Origin of the sequence: Enterobacter sp. 01-M-03-SI-ECC, assembly GCF_047530215.1 — a bacterium.
In the GTDB taxonomy this organism is placed as follows: domain Bacteria; phylum Pseudomonadota; class Gammaproteobacteria; order Enterobacterales; family Enterobacteriaceae; genus Enterobacter; species Enterobacter chengduensis.
Window position 1 is genome coordinate 1 of record NZ_JBLKDA010000005.1, and the last position, 18,496, is coordinate 18,496.

20 protein-coding genes, 1 rRNA gene and 1 other annotated feature are annotated in these 18,496 nt (G+C 54.2%); of the genes, 8 read left to right on the top strand and 13 right to left on the bottom strand.

Annotated features, from left to right (window positions below):
* From ACMWKK_RS06460 to rluD, 4 genes are all read right to left on the bottom strand, one after another.
* Positions 1 to 452: ribosomal RNA gene (locus tag ACMWKK_RS06460) — 16S ribosomal RNA — on the bottom strand; the annotation flags it as partial.
* A gap of 430 nt (positions 453 to 882) precedes the next feature.
* Entirely contained in the window at positions 883 to 3,456 is a 2,574-nt protein-coding gene (gene clpB, locus ACMWKK_RS06465) for an ATP-dependent chaperone ClpB (protein WP_112780581.1), read from the bottom strand.
* A gap of 129 nt (positions 3,457 to 3,585) precedes the next feature.
* Positions 3,586 to 4,317, bottom strand: a complete 732-nt coding sequence (yfiH, locus tag ACMWKK_RS06470; RefSeq protein ID WP_112780582.1) for a purine nucleoside phosphorylase YfiH — start codon at positions 4,315 to 4,317, stop codon at positions 3,586 to 3,588.
* Positions 4,314 to 5,294 carry a 23S rRNA pseudouridine(1911/1915/1917) synthase RluD gene (rluD, locus tag ACMWKK_RS06475; protein WP_023308866.1) on the bottom strand — a complete coding sequence of 327 codons (981 nt, stop codon included), beginning with the start codon at positions 5,292 to 5,294 and terminating at the stop codon, positions 4,314 to 4,316. The genes yfiH and rluD overlap by 4 nt, the downstream gene beginning before the upstream one ends.
* 131 nt (positions 5,295 to 5,425) lie before the next feature.
* Here rluD and bamD point away from each other — a divergent pair, with 131 nt between their 5' ends.
* The 4 genes from bamD to pheA all read left to right on the top strand — a co-directional run bounded on the left by bamD (position 5,426) and on the right by pheA (position 8,200).
* Positions 5,426 to 6,163: an outer membrane protein assembly factor BamD gene (bamD, locus tag ACMWKK_RS06480; protein WP_023308867.1), complete on the top strand. Its 738-nt coding sequence runs from the start codon at positions 5,426 to 5,428 to the stop codon at positions 6,161 to 6,163.
* Positions 6,164 to 6,431: 268 nt separating this feature from the next.
* Positions 6,432 to 6,773, top strand: a complete 342-nt coding sequence (raiA, locus tag ACMWKK_RS06485; protein WP_003863162.1) for a ribosome-associated translation inhibitor RaiA — start codon at positions 6,432 to 6,434, stop codon at positions 6,771 to 6,773.
* A 110-nt stretch (positions 6,774 to 6,883) separates the two neighbouring features.
* Positions 6,884 to 7,009, top strand: a sequence feature (Phe leader region).
* Positions 6,885 to 6,932 carry a pheA operon leader peptide PheL gene (gene pheL, locus ACMWKK_RS06490; protein WP_001386991.1) on the top strand — a complete coding sequence of 16 codons (48 nt, stop codon included), beginning with the start codon at positions 6,885 to 6,887 and terminating at the stop codon, positions 6,930 to 6,932. Its footprint overlaps the feature before it by 48 nt.
* Positions 7,010 to 7,039: 30 nt before the next feature.
* Positions 7,040 to 8,200 carry a bifunctional chorismate mutase/prephenate dehydratase gene (gene pheA, locus ACMWKK_RS06495; RefSeq protein WP_045331408.1) on the top strand — a complete coding sequence of 387 codons (1,161 nt, stop codon included), beginning with the start codon at positions 7,040 to 7,042 and terminating at the stop codon, positions 8,198 to 8,200.
* Here the strand turns inward: pheA and ACMWKK_RS06500 are convergent.
* From ACMWKK_RS06500 to aroF, 3 genes are read right to left on the bottom strand one after another with little or no spacing between them, the layout of a single operon-like run.
* Positions 8,197 to 9,069 (bottom strand): SMP-30/gluconolactonase/LRE family protein, encoded by an 873-nt coding sequence (locus tag ACMWKK_RS06500; RefSeq protein ID WP_112780583.1) that lies wholly within the window; start codon positions 9,067 to 9,069, stop codon positions 8,197 to 8,199. The two genes, pheA and ACMWKK_RS06500, sit on opposite strands and share 4 nt — an antisense overlap.
* 60 nt (positions 9,070 to 9,129) lie before the next feature.
* A complete protein-coding gene (tyrA, locus tag ACMWKK_RS06505) occupies positions 9,130 to 10,251 on the bottom strand; it encodes a bifunctional chorismate mutase/prephenate dehydrogenase (protein WP_045331402.1) in 1,122 nt (373 codons plus the stop codon).
* Between the two features lie 10 nt (positions 10,252 to 10,261).
* Positions 10,262 to 11,332 carry a 3-deoxy-7-phosphoheptulonate synthase AroF gene (gene aroF / locus ACMWKK_RS06510; protein ID WP_112780584.1) on the bottom strand — a complete coding sequence of 357 codons (1,071 nt, stop codon included), beginning with the start codon at positions 11,330 to 11,332 and terminating at the stop codon, positions 10,262 to 10,264.
* 214 nt (positions 11,333 to 11,546) lie between these two features.
* On the opposite strand from aroF, the gene ACMWKK_RS06515 reads away from it, so the two are divergent.
* The 4 genes from ACMWKK_RS06515 to ACMWKK_RS06530 all read left to right on the top strand — a co-directional run bounded on the left by ACMWKK_RS06515 (position 11,547) and on the right by ACMWKK_RS06530 (position 14,322).
* On the top strand, positions 11,547 to 11,921 hold the full coding sequence (locus ACMWKK_RS06515; protein WP_045331396.1) for a DUF2799 domain-containing protein: 375 nt from the start codon (positions 11,547 to 11,549) through the stop codon (positions 11,919 to 11,921).
* A gap of 153 nt (positions 11,922 to 12,074) precedes the next feature.
* A complete protein-coding gene (locus ACMWKK_RS06520; RefSeq protein WP_181663653.1) occupies positions 12,075 to 12,611 on the top strand; it encodes a YfiR family protein in 537 nt (178 codons plus the stop codon).
* The gene (gene dgcN / locus ACMWKK_RS06525) at positions 12,604 to 13,824 is read left to right on the top strand and encodes a diguanylate cyclase DgcN (protein WP_406542766.1); all 1,221 of its coding nucleotides are present in this window, start codon (positions 12,604 to 12,606) and stop codon (positions 13,822 to 13,824) included. The genes ACMWKK_RS06520 and dgcN overlap by 8 nt, the downstream gene beginning before the upstream one ends.
* A 12-nt stretch (positions 13,825 to 13,836) precedes the next feature.
* Positions 13,837 to 14,322 (top strand): OmpA family protein, encoded by a 486-nt coding sequence (locus tag ACMWKK_RS06530; protein ID WP_045331388.1) that lies wholly within the window; start codon positions 13,837 to 13,839, stop codon positions 14,320 to 14,322.
* Between the two features lie 2 nt (positions 14,323 to 14,324).
* Here ACMWKK_RS06530 and ACMWKK_RS06535 read toward each other — a convergent pair whose 3' ends face one another.
* The 6 genes from ACMWKK_RS06535 to rpsP form a co-directional block, all read right to left on the bottom strand.
* Entirely contained in the window at positions 14,325 to 15,695 is a 1,371-nt protein-coding gene (locus ACMWKK_RS06535) for a PepSY-associated TM helix domain-containing protein (RefSeq protein ID WP_112780586.1), read from the bottom strand.
* A 37-nt stretch (positions 15,696 to 15,732) separates the two neighbouring features.
* Positions 15,733 to 16,140 carry a DUF2946 domain-containing protein gene (locus tag ACMWKK_RS06540; protein WP_112780587.1) on the bottom strand — a complete coding sequence of 136 codons (408 nt, stop codon included), beginning with the start codon at positions 16,138 to 16,140 and terminating at the stop codon, positions 15,733 to 15,735.
* A gap of 132 nt (positions 16,141 to 16,272) precedes the next feature.
* Positions 16,273 to 16,620, bottom strand: coding sequence for a 50S ribosomal protein L19 (gene rplS, locus ACMWKK_RS06545; RefSeq protein WP_002914145.1), 348 nt, complete (start codon positions 16,618 to 16,620; stop codon positions 16,273 to 16,275).
* Between the two features lie 43 nt (positions 16,621 to 16,663).
* Positions 16,664 to 17,431 carry a tRNA (guanosine(37)-N1)-methyltransferase TrmD gene (gene trmD / locus ACMWKK_RS06550; RefSeq protein ID WP_045331379.1) on the bottom strand — a complete coding sequence of 256 codons (768 nt, stop codon included), beginning with the start codon at positions 17,429 to 17,431 and terminating at the stop codon, positions 16,664 to 16,666.
* A 31-nt stretch (positions 17,432 to 17,462) separates the two neighbouring features.
* The gene (gene rimM, locus ACMWKK_RS06555; RefSeq protein WP_045331376.1) at positions 17,463 to 18,002 is read right to left on the bottom strand and encodes a ribosome maturation factor RimM; all 540 of its coding nucleotides are present in this window, start codon (positions 18,000 to 18,002) and stop codon (positions 17,463 to 17,465) included.
* A 15-nt stretch (positions 18,003 to 18,017) separates the two neighbouring features.
* Positions 18,018 to 18,266, bottom strand: coding sequence for a 30S ribosomal protein S16 (rpsP, locus tag ACMWKK_RS06560; protein WP_003863133.1), 249 nt, complete (start codon positions 18,264 to 18,266; stop codon positions 18,018 to 18,020).
* Positions 18,267 to 18,496: the final 230 nt, after the last annotated feature.

The window sequence follows — 18,496 nt, forward strand, 5'->3', positions numbered from 1 at the left end:
CCTTCCTCCCCGCTGAAAGTACTTTACAACCCGAAGGCCTTCTTCATACACGCGGCATGGCTGCATCAGGCTTGCGCCCATTGTGCAATATTCCCCACTGCTGCCTCCCGTAGGAGTCTGGACCGTGTCTCAGTTCCAGTGTGGCTGGTCATCCTCTCAGACCAGCTAGGGATCGTCGCCTAGGTGAGCCGTTACCCCACCTACTAGCTAATCCCATCTGGGCACATCTGATGGCAAGAGGCCCGAAGGTCCCCCTCTTTGGTCTTGCGACGTTATGCGGTATTAGCTACCGTTTCCAGTAGTTATCCCCCTCCATCAGGCAGTTTCCCAGACATTACTCACCCGTCCGCCGCTCGTCACCCAGGAGCAAGCTCCCTGTGCTACCGCTCGACTTGCATGTGTTAGGCCTGCCGCCAGCGTTCAATCTGAGCCATGATCAAACTCTTCAATTTAAGTTTGATGCTCGTGAATTAAACTTCGTAATGAATTACGTATGTTCACTCAGAGACTTGGTATTCATTTTTCGTCTTGCGACGTTAAGAATCCATGTCACTTTGAGTGCCCACACAGATTGTCTGATAAATTGTTAAAGAGCAGTGCAACGCGGCTTTCGCTCACCGTTGCGAGGTGGCGTATAATACGCTTTCCTCTTTCAGAGTCAAGCGTTTATTTTCGCTTTTCTCTGCTGACCCGGCGGCTTGCGTGCCGTTGTTCCGTGTCAGTGGAGGCGCATTATAGGGAGTAATTCCGAACCTGCAAGGATAAAGTGAAAATTATTTACTAACTGCTCACTTTCCAGGCAAATGATACTCCAGACCTCTATTCTTGCCTGGTTTTTAAACAAAAACGAGCCGCGAACGGCTCGTTTTTGCATTTTGTGACTTACTGCACTGCCACAATGCGATCGTCGTTGGCTTCCAGACGGATAACTTTGCCCGGAACCAGCTCCCCGGAGAGGATCTGCTGCGCCAGCGGGTTTTCGATCTGCTGCTGGATAGCGCGTTTCAATGGCCGCGCACCGTACACCGGATCGTAACCGTTCTCACTCAGCAGCTTCAGCGCCTCGTCGGAGATGTGAATTTCATATCCACGTTCTTCCAGACGTTTGTACAGACGCTGCAGCTGGATCTGCGCAATCGACGCAATGTGTTTCTCACCCAGAGGGTGGAAGACCACCACTTCATCAATACGGTTGATGAACTCTGGACGGAAGTTATGGCTTACGACACCCAGCACCAGATCCTTCATATGGCTATAGTCCAGCTCACCGAAACGTTCCTGAATCAAGTCGGAACCCAGGTTGGAGGTCATAATGACCACCGTATTCCGGAAGTCGACCGTTCTCCCCTGCCCGTCGGTCAGACGGCCATCGTCCAGCACCTGAAGCAGGATGTTGAACACGTCAGGGTGCGCTTTTTCCACCTCATCCAGCAGGATGACGGAATAAGGACGACGGCGCACCGCTTCCGTCAGATACCCACCTTCTTCATAACCCACGTATCCTGGAGGCGCCCCGACCAGACGTGAGACGGAGTGTTTCTCCATAAACTCGGACATGTCGATACGCACCATCGCATCGTCGCTGTCGAACATAAAGTTAGCCAGCGCTTTACAGAGCTCGGTTTTACCGACACCGGTCGGCCCCAGGAACAGGAACGAACCAATAGGACGGTTTGGATCGGAAAGCCCCGCACGACTACGACGAATAGCGTTTGAAACCGCCTCAACCGCTTCGTTCTGGCCAATCACCCGATTGTGGAGATCCTGCTCCATGCGCAGCAGTTTTTCACGCTCACCTTCCAGCATGCGCGCCACCGGAATACCGGTCCAGCGGGCAAGCACTTCCGCGATTTCGGCATCCGTCACCTTATTACGCAACAGACGCATCGTTTTACCTTCTGACTGCGTCGCTATCTCAAGCTGTTTTTCCAGCTCGGGTATTTTGCCATATTGCAGCTCTGACATACGCGCCAGGTCGCCCACGCGTCGCGCCTGCTCAATGGCAATTTTTGCCTGCTCGAGTTCAGCTTTGATGGTCTGGGTTCCGGAAAGTGAGGCTTTCTCGGCTTTCCACTCTTCTTCCAGCTCGGAATACTGGCGCTCTTTATCGTCCAGCTCTTCATTGAGCATATCGAGGCGTTTTTTACTGGCTTCATCAGACTCTTTCTTCAGCGCCTGCTGTTCCAGCTTGAGCTGAATAATGCGTCGATCGAGTCGGTCCAGCTCTTCCGGCTTCGAGTCAATCTGCATACGAATGCTCGACGCCGCTTCATCAATCAGGTCGATTGCTTTGTCCGGCAGCTGGCGATCGGCGATGTAACGATGCGAAAGCGTCGCCGCCGCAACGATAGCCGGGTCGGTGATCTGCACATGGTGGTGCAGTTCATAGCGCTCTTTCAGACCACGCAGTATCGCGATGGTATCTTCAACGCTTGGCTCGGCTACAAACACTTTCTGGAAACGACGTTCAAGCGCAGCATCTTTCTCAATGTACTGGCGATACTCGTCCAGCGTAGTGGCGCCAACGCAGTGAAGTTCACCGCGCGCCAGCGCAGGTTTCAGCATGTTCCCGGCATCCATCGCGCCGTCTGCCTTACCGGCACCCACCATAGTGTGCAGCTCGTCGATAAACAGGATAACGTTGCCTTCCTGCTTCGCCAGGTCGTTAAGCACCCCTTTAAGACGCTCTTCGAACTCGCCGCGGTATTTCGCACCGGCCACCAGCGCGCCCATATCCAGCGCCAGTACGCGGCGGCCTTTCAGGCCTTCCGGCACTTCACCGTTCACAATACGCTGCGCCAGCCCTTCGACAATGGCGGTTTTACCGACACCCGGTTCACCAATCAGCACCGGGTTGTTCTTGGTACGGCGTTGCAGTACCTGAATCGTACGGCGAATTTCTTCATCACGGCCGATCACCGGGTCAAGTTTGCCCTGTTCAGCACGCTCGGTCAGATCGACCGTAAATTTCTTCAAAGCCTGACGTTGGTCTTCGGCTCCCTGATCGTTCACGCTTTCACCTCCGCGCATTTTCTCAATCGCCTGAGTCACATTGGCGGTGGTCGCACCGGCAGATTTCAGCAGGTCGGTCAAGGTACCGCGTGATTCAAGCGCCGCCAGAACAAACAGCTCTGACGAAATAAAGTTGTCCCCACGTTTTTGCGCCAGCTTGTCGCAAAGGTTCAGGACGCGCACCAGATCCTGCGACGGCTGAACGTCGCCGCCGGTCCCTTCGACCTGCGGTAAACGGCTTAGCGCCTGATCGATAGCGGTGCGTAACTGGCCAGCATTAATGCCAGCGGACGTTAATAAAGGACGTACCGATCCCCCTTCCTGATTCAGCAAGGCGCTCATTAAATGAAGAGGTTCGATAAATTGGTTGTCGTGCCCCAGTGCAAGGGACTGGGCATCGGCGAGAGCAAGCTGGAATTTATTGGTAAGACGATCCAGACGCATAACTCCTCCCATAACAGGTCAAATTTGCTACTGGAGATTAAATGAGGTCATCCCTCAATTATTCAAGGTTAATGACCTGAATTATGTGAAAAGAAAACGGCACGTGCCGGATCGTCTTGATTCTTTAGGTTATATCAGCCAAATGAAACTTGCCATACGCCCCGTGGTCTTGTCGCGGCGATAGGAGAAAAAATCACCCTTTTCGGTGAATGTGCAGCGATCGCCGCCGAAGATCTGCGTTACGCCGACGTTATTCAAACGCTGGCGAGCAAGCTGGTAGATATCGGCCAGATATTTATCTCCTGAAGGCAGGAAGGCTTTCGTCGCTTGCGGATCTTTTTCCATAAAGGCGTCGCGGACCTCTGGGCCCACTTCAAACGCGCGAGGACCAATAGCCGGGCCAAGCCAGGCCATGATACTGGCTGGCCCATCGTTAAAGCAGGCGACAGTTTCTTCCAGCACGCCTTCACACAGCCCACGCCAGCCCGCGTGGGCTGCTGCCACCTCGGTACCGGCACGGTTACAGAACAGAACCGGTAGACAATCGGCGGTCATCACGGCACAAACGGTTCCCGGAGTATTGCTGTAAGAGGCATCAGCGCGTTTAGAAGCATAGGGTTCCCCCGTCAACTTCAGCACCGCGTTACCATGAACCTGTTCCAGCCAGACGGGTTTCGACGGCAGGTTGCCCGCGGCAAACAGACGCCTGCGGTTCTCTTCCACGTGTTCAAGGTTGTCGCCACAGTGGGCACCGAGATTCAAAGACTCCCACGCGCCCTGGCTCACGCCGCCAATACGGGTTGAACTGCAGGCGGCCACGCCGGCAGGCAATGGCCACTCCGGGACAATCAGTTTGGTCATAGCCAGTCCACTTGATCCTTATGTTCTTCGAAATCAGCGCGCATGGCGTCAATAAGATCCACCATATCCTGCGGGATAGGCGCGTGCCACTCCATCTGAATGCCGGTGATAGGGTGGTAAAGGCGCAGCATGGTCGCGTGCAGCGCCTGACGATCGAATTTACGCAATACGCTGATGAACTCATCCGACGCGCCTTTAGGCGGACGCGGACGGCCACCGTAGACCTGATCCCCCACCAGCGGATGGGTAATGTGGGCCATGTGCACGCGGATCTGGTGGGTACGTCCGGTCTCCAGACGCAGACGCAAACGCGTATGAATGCGGAAGTGCTCCATAATGCGATAGTGCGTCACCGCCGGTTTACCCATCGGATGCACAGACATGTGGGTACGCTTGGTGGGGTGACGGCTGATAGGCTCTTCAACCGTTCCGCCAGAAGTCATATGCCCAATGGCGACCGCTTCATACTCGCGGGTGATTTCGCGCAGCTGCAGCGATTCCACCAGACGGGTCTGAGCGGGAACGGTCTTCGCGACCACCATCAAACCGGTGGTGTCTTTATCCAGACGGTGAACGATGCCCGCGCGCGGGACATCCGCGATCGGCGGGTAGTAATGGAGAAGTGCGTTAAGCACCGTACCGTCAGGGTTTCCCGCGCCCGGATGAACAACCAGGTCGCGTGGCTTGTTGATCACCAGAATGTCGTCATCTTCATAGACGATATCCAGTGGGATATCCTGCGGCTCGAAGCGGATTTCCTCTTCGATTTCAGCATTGATGGCGACAGCTTCCCCACCTAACACTTTCTCTTTTGGTTTGTCCCAGATCTTGCCGTTTACCAGCACGCGCTGGTCAAGGATCCATTCTTTTATACGTGAACGCGAATAATCAGGGAACAATTCGGCCAAAGCCTGATCTAAGCGTTGACCGAGCTGATTTTCGGAGACTGTTGCGGTGAGTTCTACTCGTTGTGCCATAAACTGCTTCTTCGTTTAACGTTGGGTTTTACGGCTTTGCCGTTTAATATAGTGTGCTATTGTAGCTGGTCTTAATCGGGAGCAGGAACAGAGTTTCTCCCGGACAAACATTTGAGGAAAGTCAAAACGTCATGACGCGCATGAAATATCTGGTGGCAGCGGCCACGTTGAGCCTGGCTTTGGTGGGCTGCTCCGGTTCAAATGAACAGGTCCCTGACAATCCGCCGAATGAAATCTATGCGACTGCACAACAAAAGTTGCAGGACGGTAACTGGAAACAGGCGATAACGCAACTGGAAGCGTTGGATAATCGCTATCCATTTGGTCCGTATTCGCAGCAGGTACAGTTAGATCTCATCTACGCATACTATAAAAATGCCGATCTGCCGCTGGCTCAGGCAACCATCGATCGTTTCATGCGTCTGAACCCGACTCATCCTAACATCGACTACGTGATGTACATGCGCGGCCTCACCAACATGGCGCTGGACGACAGTGCGCTGCAGGGCTTCTTTGGCGTGGATCGTTCGGACCGTGACCCGCAGCATGCGCGTGATGCCTTCAATGACTTCTCCAAGCTGGTACGCGGCTATCCGAACAGCCAGTACGTGACCGACGCGACCAAACGTCTGGTGTTCCTGAAAGATCGTCTGGCGAAATATGAATACTCCGTGGCGGAATATTATACCCGCCGTGGCGCATGGGTTGCCGTGGTTAACCGCGTAGAAGGTATGCTGCGTGATTATCCGGATACTCAGGCAACGCGCGATGGCCTGAAGCTGATGGAAAATGCCTACCGCCAGATGCAGATGACCGCTCAGGCTGAAAAAGTGGCGAAAATCATCGCCGCGAACAGCAGCAATACCTGATTTTGCCTCAATGCAAAACGGCAGCCCGGAGGCTGCCGTTTTTTTATTCATTTTAGCGCGTCGCTGAAGCGCGTTAGACTCAACACAACCAGTCAACTATGGCCCCAATTTTTGCCTTCGACAAGGTAAATCTCACCTCTTCCTGCCCTGCCTCACAAAAAAGATTCCCTGACAAAAACCGACAAAATAACGTGATCTAAATCACACATTTTGACATTAGGTCGGGTATGCTGGAATCACCAAGACGGAAAGACAAGAGGTAAAATTTATGACAATGAACATTACCAGTAAACAAATGGAAATTACTCCGGCAATCCGCCAGCACGTCGCAGACCGTCTCGCCAAACTGGATAAATGGCAAACTCATTTGATTAATCCACATATCATCCTGTCCAAGGAGCCGCAGGGTTTCATCGCTGACGCAACTATCAATACTCCAAACGGCCATCTGGTCGCCAGCGCAAAACACGAGGATATGTACACCGCTATTAACGATTTGATCAACAAGCTGGAACGGCAGCTCAATAAAGTGCAACACAAAGGTGAAGCCCGTCGTGCCGCAACCTCGGTGAAAGACGCCAGCTTCGCGGAAGAAGTTGAAGAAGAGTAATCCTTTAAATTGAGTGTACCGCCAACGCGCCTTCGGGCGCGTTTTTTGTTTTTTATTGACAGGGTGAAAACAGTACAGGTACTTTAACCGTATCAATCACAGGATGACTTTATGAAACACACGCCGTTCTTCTTCGCATTCTTTTTTACCTTCCCCTGACTGGGAGGCGTTTCGTCGTGTGATAAAGAATGCGAAGACGAACAACAAGGCCTCCCACACCGGGGGGCCTTTTTTATTGATAACGATAAAATGAGACAGGCAACACTATGACACCGGAAAACCCGTTACTGGATCTGCGCGTAAAAATCAGCGCGCTGGACGAAAAATTACTGGCGCTGCTGGCCGAACGCCGCGCGCTCGCCATCGAAGTGGGCAAAGCCAAGCTGGACTCCCATCGCCCGGTCCGTGATATCGACCGCGAGCGCGATCTGCTGGAGCGTCTGATCCAGCTCGGCAAAGCGCATCATCTCGATGCCCACTACATCACCCGGTTGTTCCAGCTCATCATCGAAGACTCCGTTCTCACCCAGCAAGCGTTACTCCAGCAGCATCTGAACAAAACCAATCCGCACTCTGCGCGAATCGCTTTCCTCGGGCCAAAGGGCTCGTATTCTCACCTGGCCGCTCGTCAGTATGCCGCACGCCATTTCGAAGAGTTTATTGAAAGCGGCTGCGCGAAGTTTGCCGACATTTTTAACCAGGTCGAGACCGGCCAGGCGGATTACGCCGTGGTGCCGATTGAAAACACCAGCTCCGGCGCCATCAACGACGTCTACGATTTGCTGCAGCACACCAGCCTGTCGCTGGTCGGCGAACTGACGATCCCTATCGATCATTGCGTGCTGGTCTCCGGCTCAACCGATCTGAACAAGATCGAAACCGTCTACAGTCACCCACAGCCTTTCCAGCAGTGCAGCCAGTTCCTGAACCGCTATCCGAACTGGAAAATTGAGTACACCGAAAGCACCTCGGCGGCGATGGAAAAAGTGGCGCAGGCTAACTCCCCTACCGTCGCCGCGCTCGGCAGCGAAGCGGGCGGCGCGCTGTATGGTTTACAGGTACTGGAACGCAACCTGGCAAACCAGACGCAAAACATTACCCGCTTCGTGGTGCTGGCACGCAAGTCCATCAATGTATCAGACCAGGTACCGGCCAAAACCACGCTGCTGATGGCGACCGGCCAGCAGGCCGGTGCGCTTGTTGAAGCCCTGCTGGTGCTGCGTAATCACAACCTGATTATGACGAAGCTGGAATCACGCCCGATCCACGGTAACCCGTGGGAAGAGATGTTCTACCTTGATATCCAGGCCAACCTGGAGTCTGCTTCCATGCAGAAGGCCCTGCGTGAACTTGGCGAAATTACCCGTTCCATGAAAGTGCTGGGCTGCTATCCGAGCGAAAACGTCGTCCCGGTCGATCCGAGCTAGCGTTCGATAAAGCGGCTTTTCTTCATCCCTGCCACGTTAACCGGCAGGGTGAAGATGGCGCCGGAGAGCGGATACTTCGCCACCTCCTCGGCATCCATATTTTCCCGCGTGGTGGTAATAAATAGCGTTTTCATGTCATCGCCGCCAAAGCAGACCATTGTCGGGCAACGTACCGGCATGCGGTATTCTTCCAGCTGTTCCCCTTGCGGAGAAAAACGCGCGATACGCCAGCCGTCAAACAGCGCGCTCCAGTAGCAGCCTTCCACATCCATGGCCGCGCCGTCCGGTATCCCTTCGCCCTCGTTAAGCTGACGAAACACCTCACGTCTGCCGGGTTCACCCTGCTCATCAAGAGCCGTGCGGTAAATTACGCCGTTTGGCGTGTCTGAGGTAAACATCCACTGACGATCCGGGCTAAACGCTAAACCGTTATGTCCGTGAATGTCGCACTGGATCACCTTCGGCGTCAGGTCGTTGTCGATGCGCATCAGCAGGGCGCCGTTGTAATCTCCCGGCCCCCAAAACGTGCCCGCGTAGAATCGCCCTGAGGAATCGGTCCCGCCATCATTAAAACGTGCAAGCTGAGGGTTAGAGGGGTTATCGCACACCTTGCGTTGCAGAAGGCCATGCCTGTCGGCAAGCCAGATGCCAGTGCGCATGGCGACGATAAACCCGCCGCGCTCGCGGAGCGCAAAACAGCCCACCTCTTCATGGAAAGAGAGCACGGTGTGTTCCGCCGTCGGCAGATGATAGCGGTGGATCTCCCCTTCCAGAATATCGGCCCAGTAGAGCGCTTGCTCTTCAGCGCTCCACGTCGGGCATTCAGGCAGATGCCCGGTGTAATTTAACAGCAGCTGCGGTTCGGACATGACGGTTCCCCAAAATAAAAAAAGCCAGCATTGCTGGCTTTCAGTATATACATCATCGCATTACTGGCGACTGTCATTTGCCTGGCGCAACAGCGTCCGGCTCTCGCTCTGGAAACGCTGCGCGTAATCGCCAAACCAGTGCTCGACCTTGCGGAAGCTGTCAATAAACGCCTGCTTGTCTCCGTGTTCCAGCAGCGTAATGGCTTCACCAAAGCGCTGGTAGTAGCGCTTGATGAGCGCCAGGTTGTTCTCGGAGGACATAATAATGTCGGCGTACAGCTGCGGATCCTGCGCGAACAGACGCCCGACCATAGCCAGTTCCAGACGGTAGATCGGGGAAGAGAGCGCCAGCAGCTGTTCCAGCTGCACGTTCTCTTCCGCCAGATGCAGACCGTAGGCAAAGGTCGCAAAGTGGCGCAGCGCCTGAATGAACGCCATGTTCTGGTCGTGCTCGACCGCGCTGATGCGGTGCAGTCGTGCCCCCCAGACCTGAATCTGTTCCAGGAACCACTGATAGGCTTCCGGCTGACGACCGTCGCAGTAAACCACCACCTGCTTCGCCAGGCTGCCGCTGTCCGGGCCGAACATTGGGTGCAGGCCCAACACCGGTCCCGTATGCGCCGCCAGCATCGCCTGCAGCGGACCATTTTTAACGGAGGCCAGATCCACCAGGATGCAATCCTTCGGTAAAGGCGGAAGTTTCCCGACGATCTGCTCCGTCACGTGGATTGGCACGCTGACGATAACCATTCCGGCGTCGCTCATCAGTTCCGGTGCCCGTGCCCAGTCTTCTTTCTCCAGAATACGCACCTGATAGCCAGATAGCGTCAGCATTTTTTCAAACAGACGTCCCATCTGCCCCGCCCCGCCGACAATCACTACCGGCCGCAGAGACGGGCAAAGGGTTTTAAAGCCTTTGTCGTTCTCGCTGGAATAGGATTCGCGCATCACCCGACGCAGCACATCCTCAATCAAATCCGGCGAAACGCCCAGCGCCTGAGCCTCTTTACGACGGGAGGCAAGCATGGAGGCTTCGCGCTCCGGGACGTAAATCGGCAGGCCGTATTTGCTTTTCACCTCGCCGACTTCAGCAACCAGCGCCATACGGCGCGCCAGCAGGTCCAGCAGCGCCTTATCCACTTCATCAATTTGATCGCGCAGTGCGGTCAATTCAGCAACCATAACTACCCTCTTAAGCCAGACGCGTCGCCAGCTGGCCGTTTAAATCTTTATGGATCTCGCGCAGCAGCGCATCGGTGGTCTCCCAACTGATGCAGGCATCCGTAACCGAGACGCCGTATTTCATTGCGCTGCGCGGTTGTTCAGACGATTGATTGCCTTCATGAATATTGCTCTCAATCATCAGACCGATAATCGAACGGTTGCCATCTTTGATCTGTGCGATCACGGATTCCGCAACCGCAGGCTGGCGACGGTAATCTTTATTCGAATTACCATGACTGCAATCTACCATCAGAGCCGGGCGCAGTCCCGCCTGCTCCATCTCTTTTTCACACTGCGCCACGTCCGCCGGGCTGTAGTTAGGTGCTTTCCCGCCGCGCAGGATCACATGGCCGTCCGGGTTTCCCTGGGTTTGCAGGAGGCACACCTGGCCCGCCTGGTTGATACCGACGAAGCGGTGCGGCATAGCGGCAGCACGCATGGCGTTGATCGCCGTCGCCAGGCTGCCGTCGGTACCGTTTTTAAAGCCAACCGGCATCGACAGACCAGACGCCATCTCGCGATGGGTTTGCGATTCCGTCGTACGCGCACCAATCGCCGACCAGCTGAACAGGTCGCCCAGGTACTGCGGGCTGTTCGGATCCAGCGCTTCGGTTGCCAGCGGCAGCCCCATGCTGACCAGCTCCACCAGCAGGCGACGCGCAATCTTGAGCCCTGCTTCCACATCAAACGAGCCATCCATGTGCGGATCGTTAATCAACCCTTTCCAGCCGACGGTGGTACGTGGCTTTTCAAAATAGACGCGCATCACCAGATAGAGGCTATCGCTGACCTCCTCCGTTAATGCTTTAAATCGACGAGCATACTCAATGGCGGTTTCAGGATCGTGAATGGAGCAAGGACCGCATACCACCAGCAGGCGCGGATCGCGGCCGGCGATAATGTCAGAAATGGTCTGGCGAGAGTGCTCGATCTGAGCCTCCTGCGCGACGCTCAGCGGGAATTCCGCTTTCAGTTGATCCGGAGTGATTAAAACCTGTTCGTCAGTGATATGTACGTTGTTCAGCGCGTCTTTTTGCATGATGGCGATCCTGTAAAGCTCGTTTGCGATAGTTGTTTTCCTCGATGAGGTGAAATCACGATACCATAAAAAGTAAACATTTCAATCCAAAATACGTACACATTAATTTACACCAGCCAATTTATTGCAAAAAGAAGCCGATAAAATCGTAAAGATTAAATTACACACGATTTCCCTTTAGCCAGGCTATGCTGAAGAAAAAAGGAGAATGGCTATGCGTTCAATTGCTCCCGCGCTGTTGGCGCTGTTTTTAACGGGCTGCCAAATCAATCCTTACACCTTCCAGCCCGACTGGACCAGCCCATCCTGGTTTGATGCTGGTAAAGAAGACGCCATGAATGGCCTGCCGGTTAAAGATAATCAGACCCTGGCCGATAGTTTTAACGACACACACGTTGATCGTAGTGAATATCTTCGTGGCTATGCCGATGGTCAGAAGAAGGTCTGCGAAGAAGGGTTTATTCACGCCTGGGGGCTCGCGGGTAAATCTTTCCCTGCCAGCTGCGATACCGCTGAAAATGCGGCAAAACTGCGTACGTCCTGGCAAAAAGGAATGGATGAAAGTCTGCGTTCCAGCAGGCTGAATTAAGCTACTTTTTATTCACCGGAAAACAAACAACTGTAGGATTTAGCTTAGGTCGGCCAGAGGCTATTTCTGACATAATGACGGCTCCGATAAACAATGGTATTCTGCCCACAACTCTTAAGGACAACTATATCCGGAGCGATGTGGCGGATTCTGGTGAGAAATTTATTCTTGATCTCTTTTTTCCGACTCACTCTGGTGCTAATGCTGTTCCTTATAGTGGGCCCTACGACGGCAGGCACGCTTACGGAAACGGATAAATCGGTACGCTCGATAGTCTCAGGCATTGTGAGCTATACGCGATGGCCAACGCTTTCCGGGCAGCCTAAACTCTGCGTCTACGCCACTTCGCACTATACGCACGCGCTCATCGAGGATGAGGGGCATAGCGAGTTACCTTATACTCCCGTTATTGTACGTAACGATCGGGAAGCCCTGGCCGCGACGTGCGACGCTATTTATTTCGGGTCGGAATCACCGGCAAAGCAACTTGAATTAATAAGTCAATATCAGGGCAGAGCGTTGCTATTAATCTCAGAGCAAAATCCGGAATGTGTAATTGGTAGTGCCTTTTGCCTGATAATCGATGGCGGCCAGGTACGGTTCTCCGTCAACCTGGATGCATTGACGCGCAGTGGCGTAAGGGTCAATCCGGATGTATTAATGCTGGCACGGAATAAGCAGCATGGATAAAGATTTCAGTTCAACGCCACGTCCTACGTTTAAAAGAACGTTGAGGCGAAACAGCATGATAAGCGTCATTATCACAATGACGTTAATATGGCTGTTGCTCTGTTTTGCTTCCGTCGTGACGTTAAAACAATACGCCCAAAAGAATCTCGAATTAACCGGCGCCACAATGAGCCACAGCCTGGAAGCCTCGCTGGTGTTCAACGACTCGCTGGCGGCCAACGAAACGCTTGCCGCTCTGGGCAAGCAGGGCCAGTTTGCCGTGGCCGAGGTCATTAACGCGCACCAAAAACGCTTTGCCTACTGGTCCTGGAACCCGGAAGACAACAACGACACGCTGGGTGCGCTGGTCAGCCGCTGGCTTTTCCCCGTACCGATTGCGCAGCCCATCATGCATAACGGCACGAAGATCGGCGAAATCCGCCTTACCGCTCGCGACAGCCTGATTGGCCACTTCATCTGGATGTCGTTTGCTGTTCTGACCGGCTGCATTCTTTTTGCGGCCGTCGTCGCGCTCACCATCACCCAGTCGTTGCACCATGGGATGGTAACAGCCCTGCAAAATATTACCGACGTCGTGCATGACGTACGCACGAACCGCAACTTTTCCCGCAGGGTGAAAGGCGGTCGTATTGAAGAATTTCACCAGTTTGGCGAAGATTTCAACAGCCTGCTGGATGAGATGGAGGAGTGGCAGCTGAAGCTGCAGGCGAAAAACGCCCAGCTGTTGCGGACCGCCATGCACGACCCGCTGACCGGTCTTGCGAACCGCGCCGCGTTTCGTAACAGCATTGCGGCCTTAATGAACGACCCTTCTGCTAAAACAAAATCGGCCCTGCTCTTCCTTGACGGTGATAACTTTAAGTTTATCAATGACACCTGGGGACACGCGGCAGGAGACTGCGTGCTGATAGAAGTCGCCAGCAGGATGATGGAGTTTGGCGATAAATGGCATCAGTCTTACCGCCTTGGCGGTGACGAGTTTGCCATGGTGCTCTACGGCGTGCACTCTGAGCCCGAGGTTCAACACATTTGTGCTGCGCTCTCGCAGCAGTTTATTCGTCCGTTTGATCTTCATAACGGACAGCAAGCATCGATGTCACTCAGCATTGGCTTTGCTCTGGCGTGGGAAAATGCTTCCGTGGAAGCATTACTGGAGAAGGCTGACCGCAACATGTACCAGGTTAAAAACCAGCGTACAAAAACAATAAGTTAGAAAGGATACACTATGTTAAAACGTTACTTCGCGCCGATAGTACTGGCCTCACTGGTTCTGGCAGGCTGTCAGTCGCCGCCGCAAGGCAAATTCACGCCAGAGCAAATTGCGGCGATGAAGTCTTACGGTTTTAACGAACTGAACGGTGACTGGTCGCTTGGCATGTCGGACACCATCCTGTTTGATAAAAATGACGCCAGACTACGCCCGGAAAGTGAAACGCAGATCCAATCCATGGCCTCTCGCCTGGCGGAAACCGGTTTGAACCACGCGCGAATGGACGGTCACACGGATAATTACGGTGAAGCAAGCTACAACGAAGCGCTGTCGTTAAAACGCGCCAATGCCGTGGCCGATGCCTGGGCTAAGGGTGCAAATATTCCGCGCAGCAATCTCACCACGCGGGGATTAGGTCAAAAATACCCGGTTGCGAGCAACAGTACCCCGAAAGGGCGCGCTGAAAACCGCCGCGTCGCGGTGGTGATCAGCACGCCATAGGGTTATTTAGCGGATGATTCGGCGAGCGTCACCCTGGTTGCCGCTCGCCAGCGCAGCCAGTCCACCAGAACAAACAGCGCCAGACTCGCGCCCATGACCGGCAGGGCCAGCCCCAGCAGTACGCTGATTATCGCCGTAACCGCCCTTCCCCACCCGGAGAGCGCCAGCCAGCTCTGGCAAAGCGTCTGTACCGGACTCACTGCCGATTGTGCCGGACGACGCATCCACCACATCCGATACCCCCAGATAATGAGCACGCACAGAGCAAGGCCGAACGCCACGAGCAGCAGCTGATTCACCAGCCCGAATAAGATCCCCATATGGAAATCCACGCCCCAGCGGGTCAGTTTTGCCATTAGCGGGAAATCCTCGAATCGGGTTCTGTCCAGAACCTGCAGCGTTGCAGGATCAATCGCCACGGCGTCCACCTGCGTCGGCCAGCTGCGGTCGATTTCGGTTACGGTCCAGGCGCGATCCATCGTTTTCGCCGGGCGGATCTCCAGCCTGTTGGCGTCAATCCCTGCTTTGCGGGCAGCGCTTAGCACCCCGTCAAACTGCGTTAAATCCATCGCCATGTCCGGCATCGTCATTGCGCCGTGATGACCACGGTGTTCGGCATGTTCATCCACGACCTCATGCTGGCCGGATAATGTCGTGTTCACCTGCGGGGTAAGCCAGTTCATCTCTGCCCGCAGCTTATCAACGTTACCTCCTGCCCACTGGGACCAGGTCAGGCCGGTTGCGGAGAACAGCAGCATTCCGCCCAGCAGGCTCCAGCCCAGCGTCACGTGCACCCGACGCCGGTTCTGGAAGCGATTGTTGATACGCCGCTTGGGTCGGGTATAAAACCACAGCGCAATACCGCCCAGCGCGGCAACCCACATCCAGGAGGCCGCAAGCTCGCTGTAGAGTCGCCCAACGTCGCCCAGCATCAGAGACGTATGCAGATAATCTATGGTCTGACGCAGCGGTAAAATCCCGCTGGTGCCGTATACCGTCATGTCTTCCAGCACCGCCAGGCTTACGGGATCGACGAAGATAGCCCGGTTCTCCGAGGGCCCAAGTTTCGGGTCATCAAACATCACGCGGGTGGTTTCACCTTCAGCCAGCCCCGGACGCACGGCGTGCAAACGCAAATCCGATCCAACGATTTTTTCCGCCACGGCAATTTGTTCCGCCAGCGGCTGCGGCTCGCCCGCAGAATCCGCGTGGAGAGCGTGCCGGTAGAGGGCGTTTTCCAGCTGTGGCGTCGCCACATACAGCGTACCGGTCAGCGCGGCGAAGAAGATAAACGGGCCGACAAACAGCCCAACGTAAAAATGAAGGCGACGCAGCAGGTTTCCCCATGCCGCGCGCGAGGTGCAGGTAGTCATACTTTTCCTTTTTAAGGCAGTAAGTTAGCGATATTTTTTAAAGGGAAAAAGCAGACTGCCGCGGCGGCGCGCGGGTATCAGGGTAAAGCCAGGGGAAAAAGTGCCAGTGGCTGACCGCCTGGCGCGGCGGCTTAAGGCGAAGCCTCTGCAGCACCACGATGAGCAGGACAATCAGCGCCAGCATCACGCCCGGGACATGCGCTAACAGCACGCAGTAGCCGCACGCTTCCGCATGGTCGACGGGCATCGTGTGCGACGTCATATCGCCATGACGCGCGTCCATCGACATCATGCTCATGTCATGGTGCATGCCCGGCATAGCGCTCATAGGATCTTTCTGCAGCGAGACGGAGATAAGGGGGGCTACCACGATCAGCAGGATCGCAAACAGCGCGGTCAATGCCGCTGTGCGTTTCCGGTCAGGCTGATGCAGTACGTTATCCACGTCCCCTCCACTCAAGAGGCAAGCATTGTAAATGATTTATGACGAAAGGGTTAACACGAGAGGTGCGATGGGATAAAAAAAGGGCCAGCCTTTCGGCCAGCCCTTTCTAACAGGATGTCGCTTAAGCGAATCTTAGTTCAGACGCTCTTTAATACGAGCAGACTTACCAGTACGCTCACGCAGGTAGTACAGTTTAGCTTTACGTACAGCACCACGACGTTTAACAGCAATGCTGTCAACTACCGGAGAGTGAGTCTGGAAGACACGCTCAACGCCTTCGCCGTTGGAAATTTTACGAACAGTGAATGCAGAGTGCAGACCGCGGTTACGAATAGCGATAACCACGCCCTCGAATGCCTGCAGACGTTTTTTGGAACCTTCAACAACCCATACTTTCACTTCCACGGTGTCACCTGGACGGAAGGAAGGTACGTCCTGCTTCATCTGCTCTTGTTCAAGTTGCTTAATAATGTTGCTCATAATTTAATCTCTTATCCTGGGTAAACTGATATTCGGGAGCGTATTACGCATTCCCATCATGTTCATGCTGCTGGTACGCGTGTTCAGTTTTGAACTCGGCCAGCAACTTTGCTTGCTCTTCAGTCAGAGCCAGGTTTTCCAGAAGTTCAGGTCTTCTAAGCCAGGTTCGGCCCAGCGACTGCTTCAAACGCCAGCGACGTATCTCGGCATGGTTTCCAGACAGTAACACCGCCGGTACTTCCATCCCTTCTAACACTTCAGGACGAGTATAGTGTGGACAGTCCAACAACCCGTCGGCAAAGGAATCTTCCGTTGCCGAAGCTTCATGGCCCAGAACCCCCGGAATAAACCGGGCGACGGAGTCAATCAGCGTCATTGCCGGTAACTCACCACCGCTGAGTACGTAATCGCCGATAGACCATTCTTCGTCAATCTCGGTTTGAATTACGCGCTCATCTATCCCTTCGTAGCGCCCACAGACCAGAATCAGCTTTTGATTCGTCGCCAGTTCGCTCACGCCCGCTTGATCAAGCTTGCGTCCCTGAGGTGACAGATAAATCACCTTTGCGCCTTCACCTGCCGCGGCTTTTGCTGTGTGAATGGCGTCCCGTAAGGGTTGCACCATCATCAACATCCCCGGTCCGCCGCCGTAAGGACGATCGTCCACGGTACGGTGCCGGTCATGCGTGAAGTCACGAGGACTCCAGCTCTGGATGCTCAGCAGGCCATTCTTTACTGCCCGGCCAGTTACCCCGTAATCGGTAATCGCGCGGAACATTTCAGGAAACAGGCTAATTATGCCAATCCACATAGCGCCGTCTTTTACCGTTTATCCGGAGAATTTAAAAACCAGGATCCCAATCTACTTCAATGGTTTGAGTAGTGAGATCGACTTTCTTGATAACCTGTCCATCGAGGAACGGGACCAACCGCTCCTTGATGCCAAATGCATCTTTCAGGTTTGCCTTAATGACGAGAACGTCATTTGACCCGGTTTCCATCATATCGATGACTTTCCCCAGGCTGTAGCCTTCGGTAGTGACTACCTGGCAACCCATAAGGTCTTTCCAGTAGTAGTCGCCCTCTTCCAGCTTTGGCAACTGCGACGAATCCACGACAATTTCACAATTAGTCAGCGCATTCGCGGCATCACGATCGTCAACGCCTTTCAGCTTGATGATGATGTCCTGATTGTGGTGACGCCAGCTTTCCAGCTCGACCTCTTCCCACTTACCGCCTTTCTGGATAAACCAGGGCTGGTAATCAAAAATGCTATCAGCGTCTTCAGTGGAGGAAAACACTCTGAGCCAACCACGGATACCGTAGCAAGAACCCATTTTTCCCAATACGATCGGTTCAACAGGTGCTTTATTGCTCATCATGACCACCGTGACAGATTAAGCTGCTTTGTTTGCTGCTTTGATCAGCGTAGCAACGCGATCGGAAACAGTCGCGCCCTGGCCAACCCAGTGAGCGATACGATCCAGATCCAGACGAGTTTCTTCTTCTGCGCCAGCGGCCAGTGGGTTGAAGAAACCAACGCGCTCGATGAAGCGACCGTTGCGTGCATTACGGCTGTCAGTCACAACAACCTGGTAGAACGGACGCTTTTTAGCGCCGTGACGTGCTAAACGAATAGTTACCATAACATCCTCTTGTGTGAATAAAACAACCGGGCCCCATCGAGGAACGGAGCCCGGGTGTCATATTAAAAGCCCGAAAATTTTACTGATTTTTGGGGGAAATGCAATCAGCAGTTGATAAGTCTGCTGTAAAAGGCCGTCGGCGGTGCAGCCAGTTTGGCGTCGGCGAGCGCGCAGAAAGCGGAGCGTACACGTAGTACGTGAGCATTTCGAGCACTCCCCGGCGTCAAAAT

Excerpts from the sequence above, each read along its gene's own strand:
- dgcN (WP_406542766.1), top strand. The coding sequence starts at position 12,604 with ATGGATAAAGATTTCAGTTCAACGCCACGTCCTACGTTTAAAAGAACG.
- aroF (WP_112780584.1), bottom strand. The coding sequence starts at position 11,332 with ATGCAAAAAGACGCGCTGAACAACGTACATATCACTGACGAACAGGTT.
- rluD (WP_023308866.1), bottom strand. The coding sequence starts at position 5,294 with ATGGCACAACGAGTAGAACTCACCGCAACAGTCTCCGAAAATCAGCTC.
- clpB (WP_112780581.1), bottom strand. The coding sequence starts at position 3,456 with ATGCGTCTGGATCGTCTTACCAATAAATTCCAGCTTGCTCTCGCCGAT.
- ACMWKK_RS06535 (WP_112780586.1), bottom strand. The coding sequence starts at position 15,695 with ATGACTACCTGCACCTCGCGCGCGGCATGGGGAAACCTGCTGCGTCGC.
- bamD (WP_023308867.1), top strand. The coding sequence starts at position 5,426 with ATGACGCGCATGAAATATCTGGTGGCAGCGGCCACGTTGAGCCTGGCT.
- ACMWKK_RS06530 (WP_045331388.1), top strand. The coding sequence starts at position 13,837 with ATGTTAAAACGTTACTTCGCGCCGATAGTACTGGCCTCACTGGTTCTG.
- raiA (WP_003863162.1), top strand. The coding sequence starts at position 6,432 with ATGACAATGAACATTACCAGTAAACAAATGGAAATTACTCCGGCAATC.
- ACMWKK_RS06500 (WP_112780583.1), bottom strand. The coding sequence starts at position 9,069 with ATGTCCGAACCGCAGCTGCTGTTAAATTACACCGGGCATCTGCCTGAA.
- yfiH (WP_112780582.1), bottom strand. The coding sequence starts at position 4,317 with ATGACCAAACTGATTGTCCCGGAGTGGCCATTGCCTGCCGGCGTGGCC.
- pheA (WP_045331408.1), top strand. The coding sequence starts at position 7,040 with ATGACACCGGAAAACCCGTTACTGGATCTGCGCGTAAAAATCAGCGCG.
- trmD (WP_045331379.1), bottom strand. The coding sequence starts at position 17,431 with ATGTGGATTGGCATAATTAGCCTGTTTCCTGAAATGTTCCGCGCGATT.
- rpsP (WP_003863133.1), bottom strand. The coding sequence starts at position 18,266 with ATGGTAACTATTCGTTTAGCACGTCACGGCGCTAAAAAGCGTCCGTTC.
- rplS (WP_002914145.1), bottom strand. The coding sequence starts at position 16,620 with ATGAGCAACATTATTAAGCAACTTGAACAAGAGCAGATGAAGCAGGAC.
- ACMWKK_RS06515 (WP_045331396.1), top strand. The coding sequence starts at position 11,547 with ATGCGTTCAATTGCTCCCGCGCTGTTGGCGCTGTTTTTAACGGGCTGC.
- rimM (WP_045331376.1), bottom strand. The coding sequence starts at position 18,002 with ATGATGAGCAATAAAGCACCTGTTGAACCGATCGTATTGGGAAAAATG.
- tyrA (WP_045331402.1), bottom strand. The coding sequence starts at position 10,251 with ATGGTTGCTGAATTGACCGCACTGCGCGATCAAATTGATGAAGTGGAT.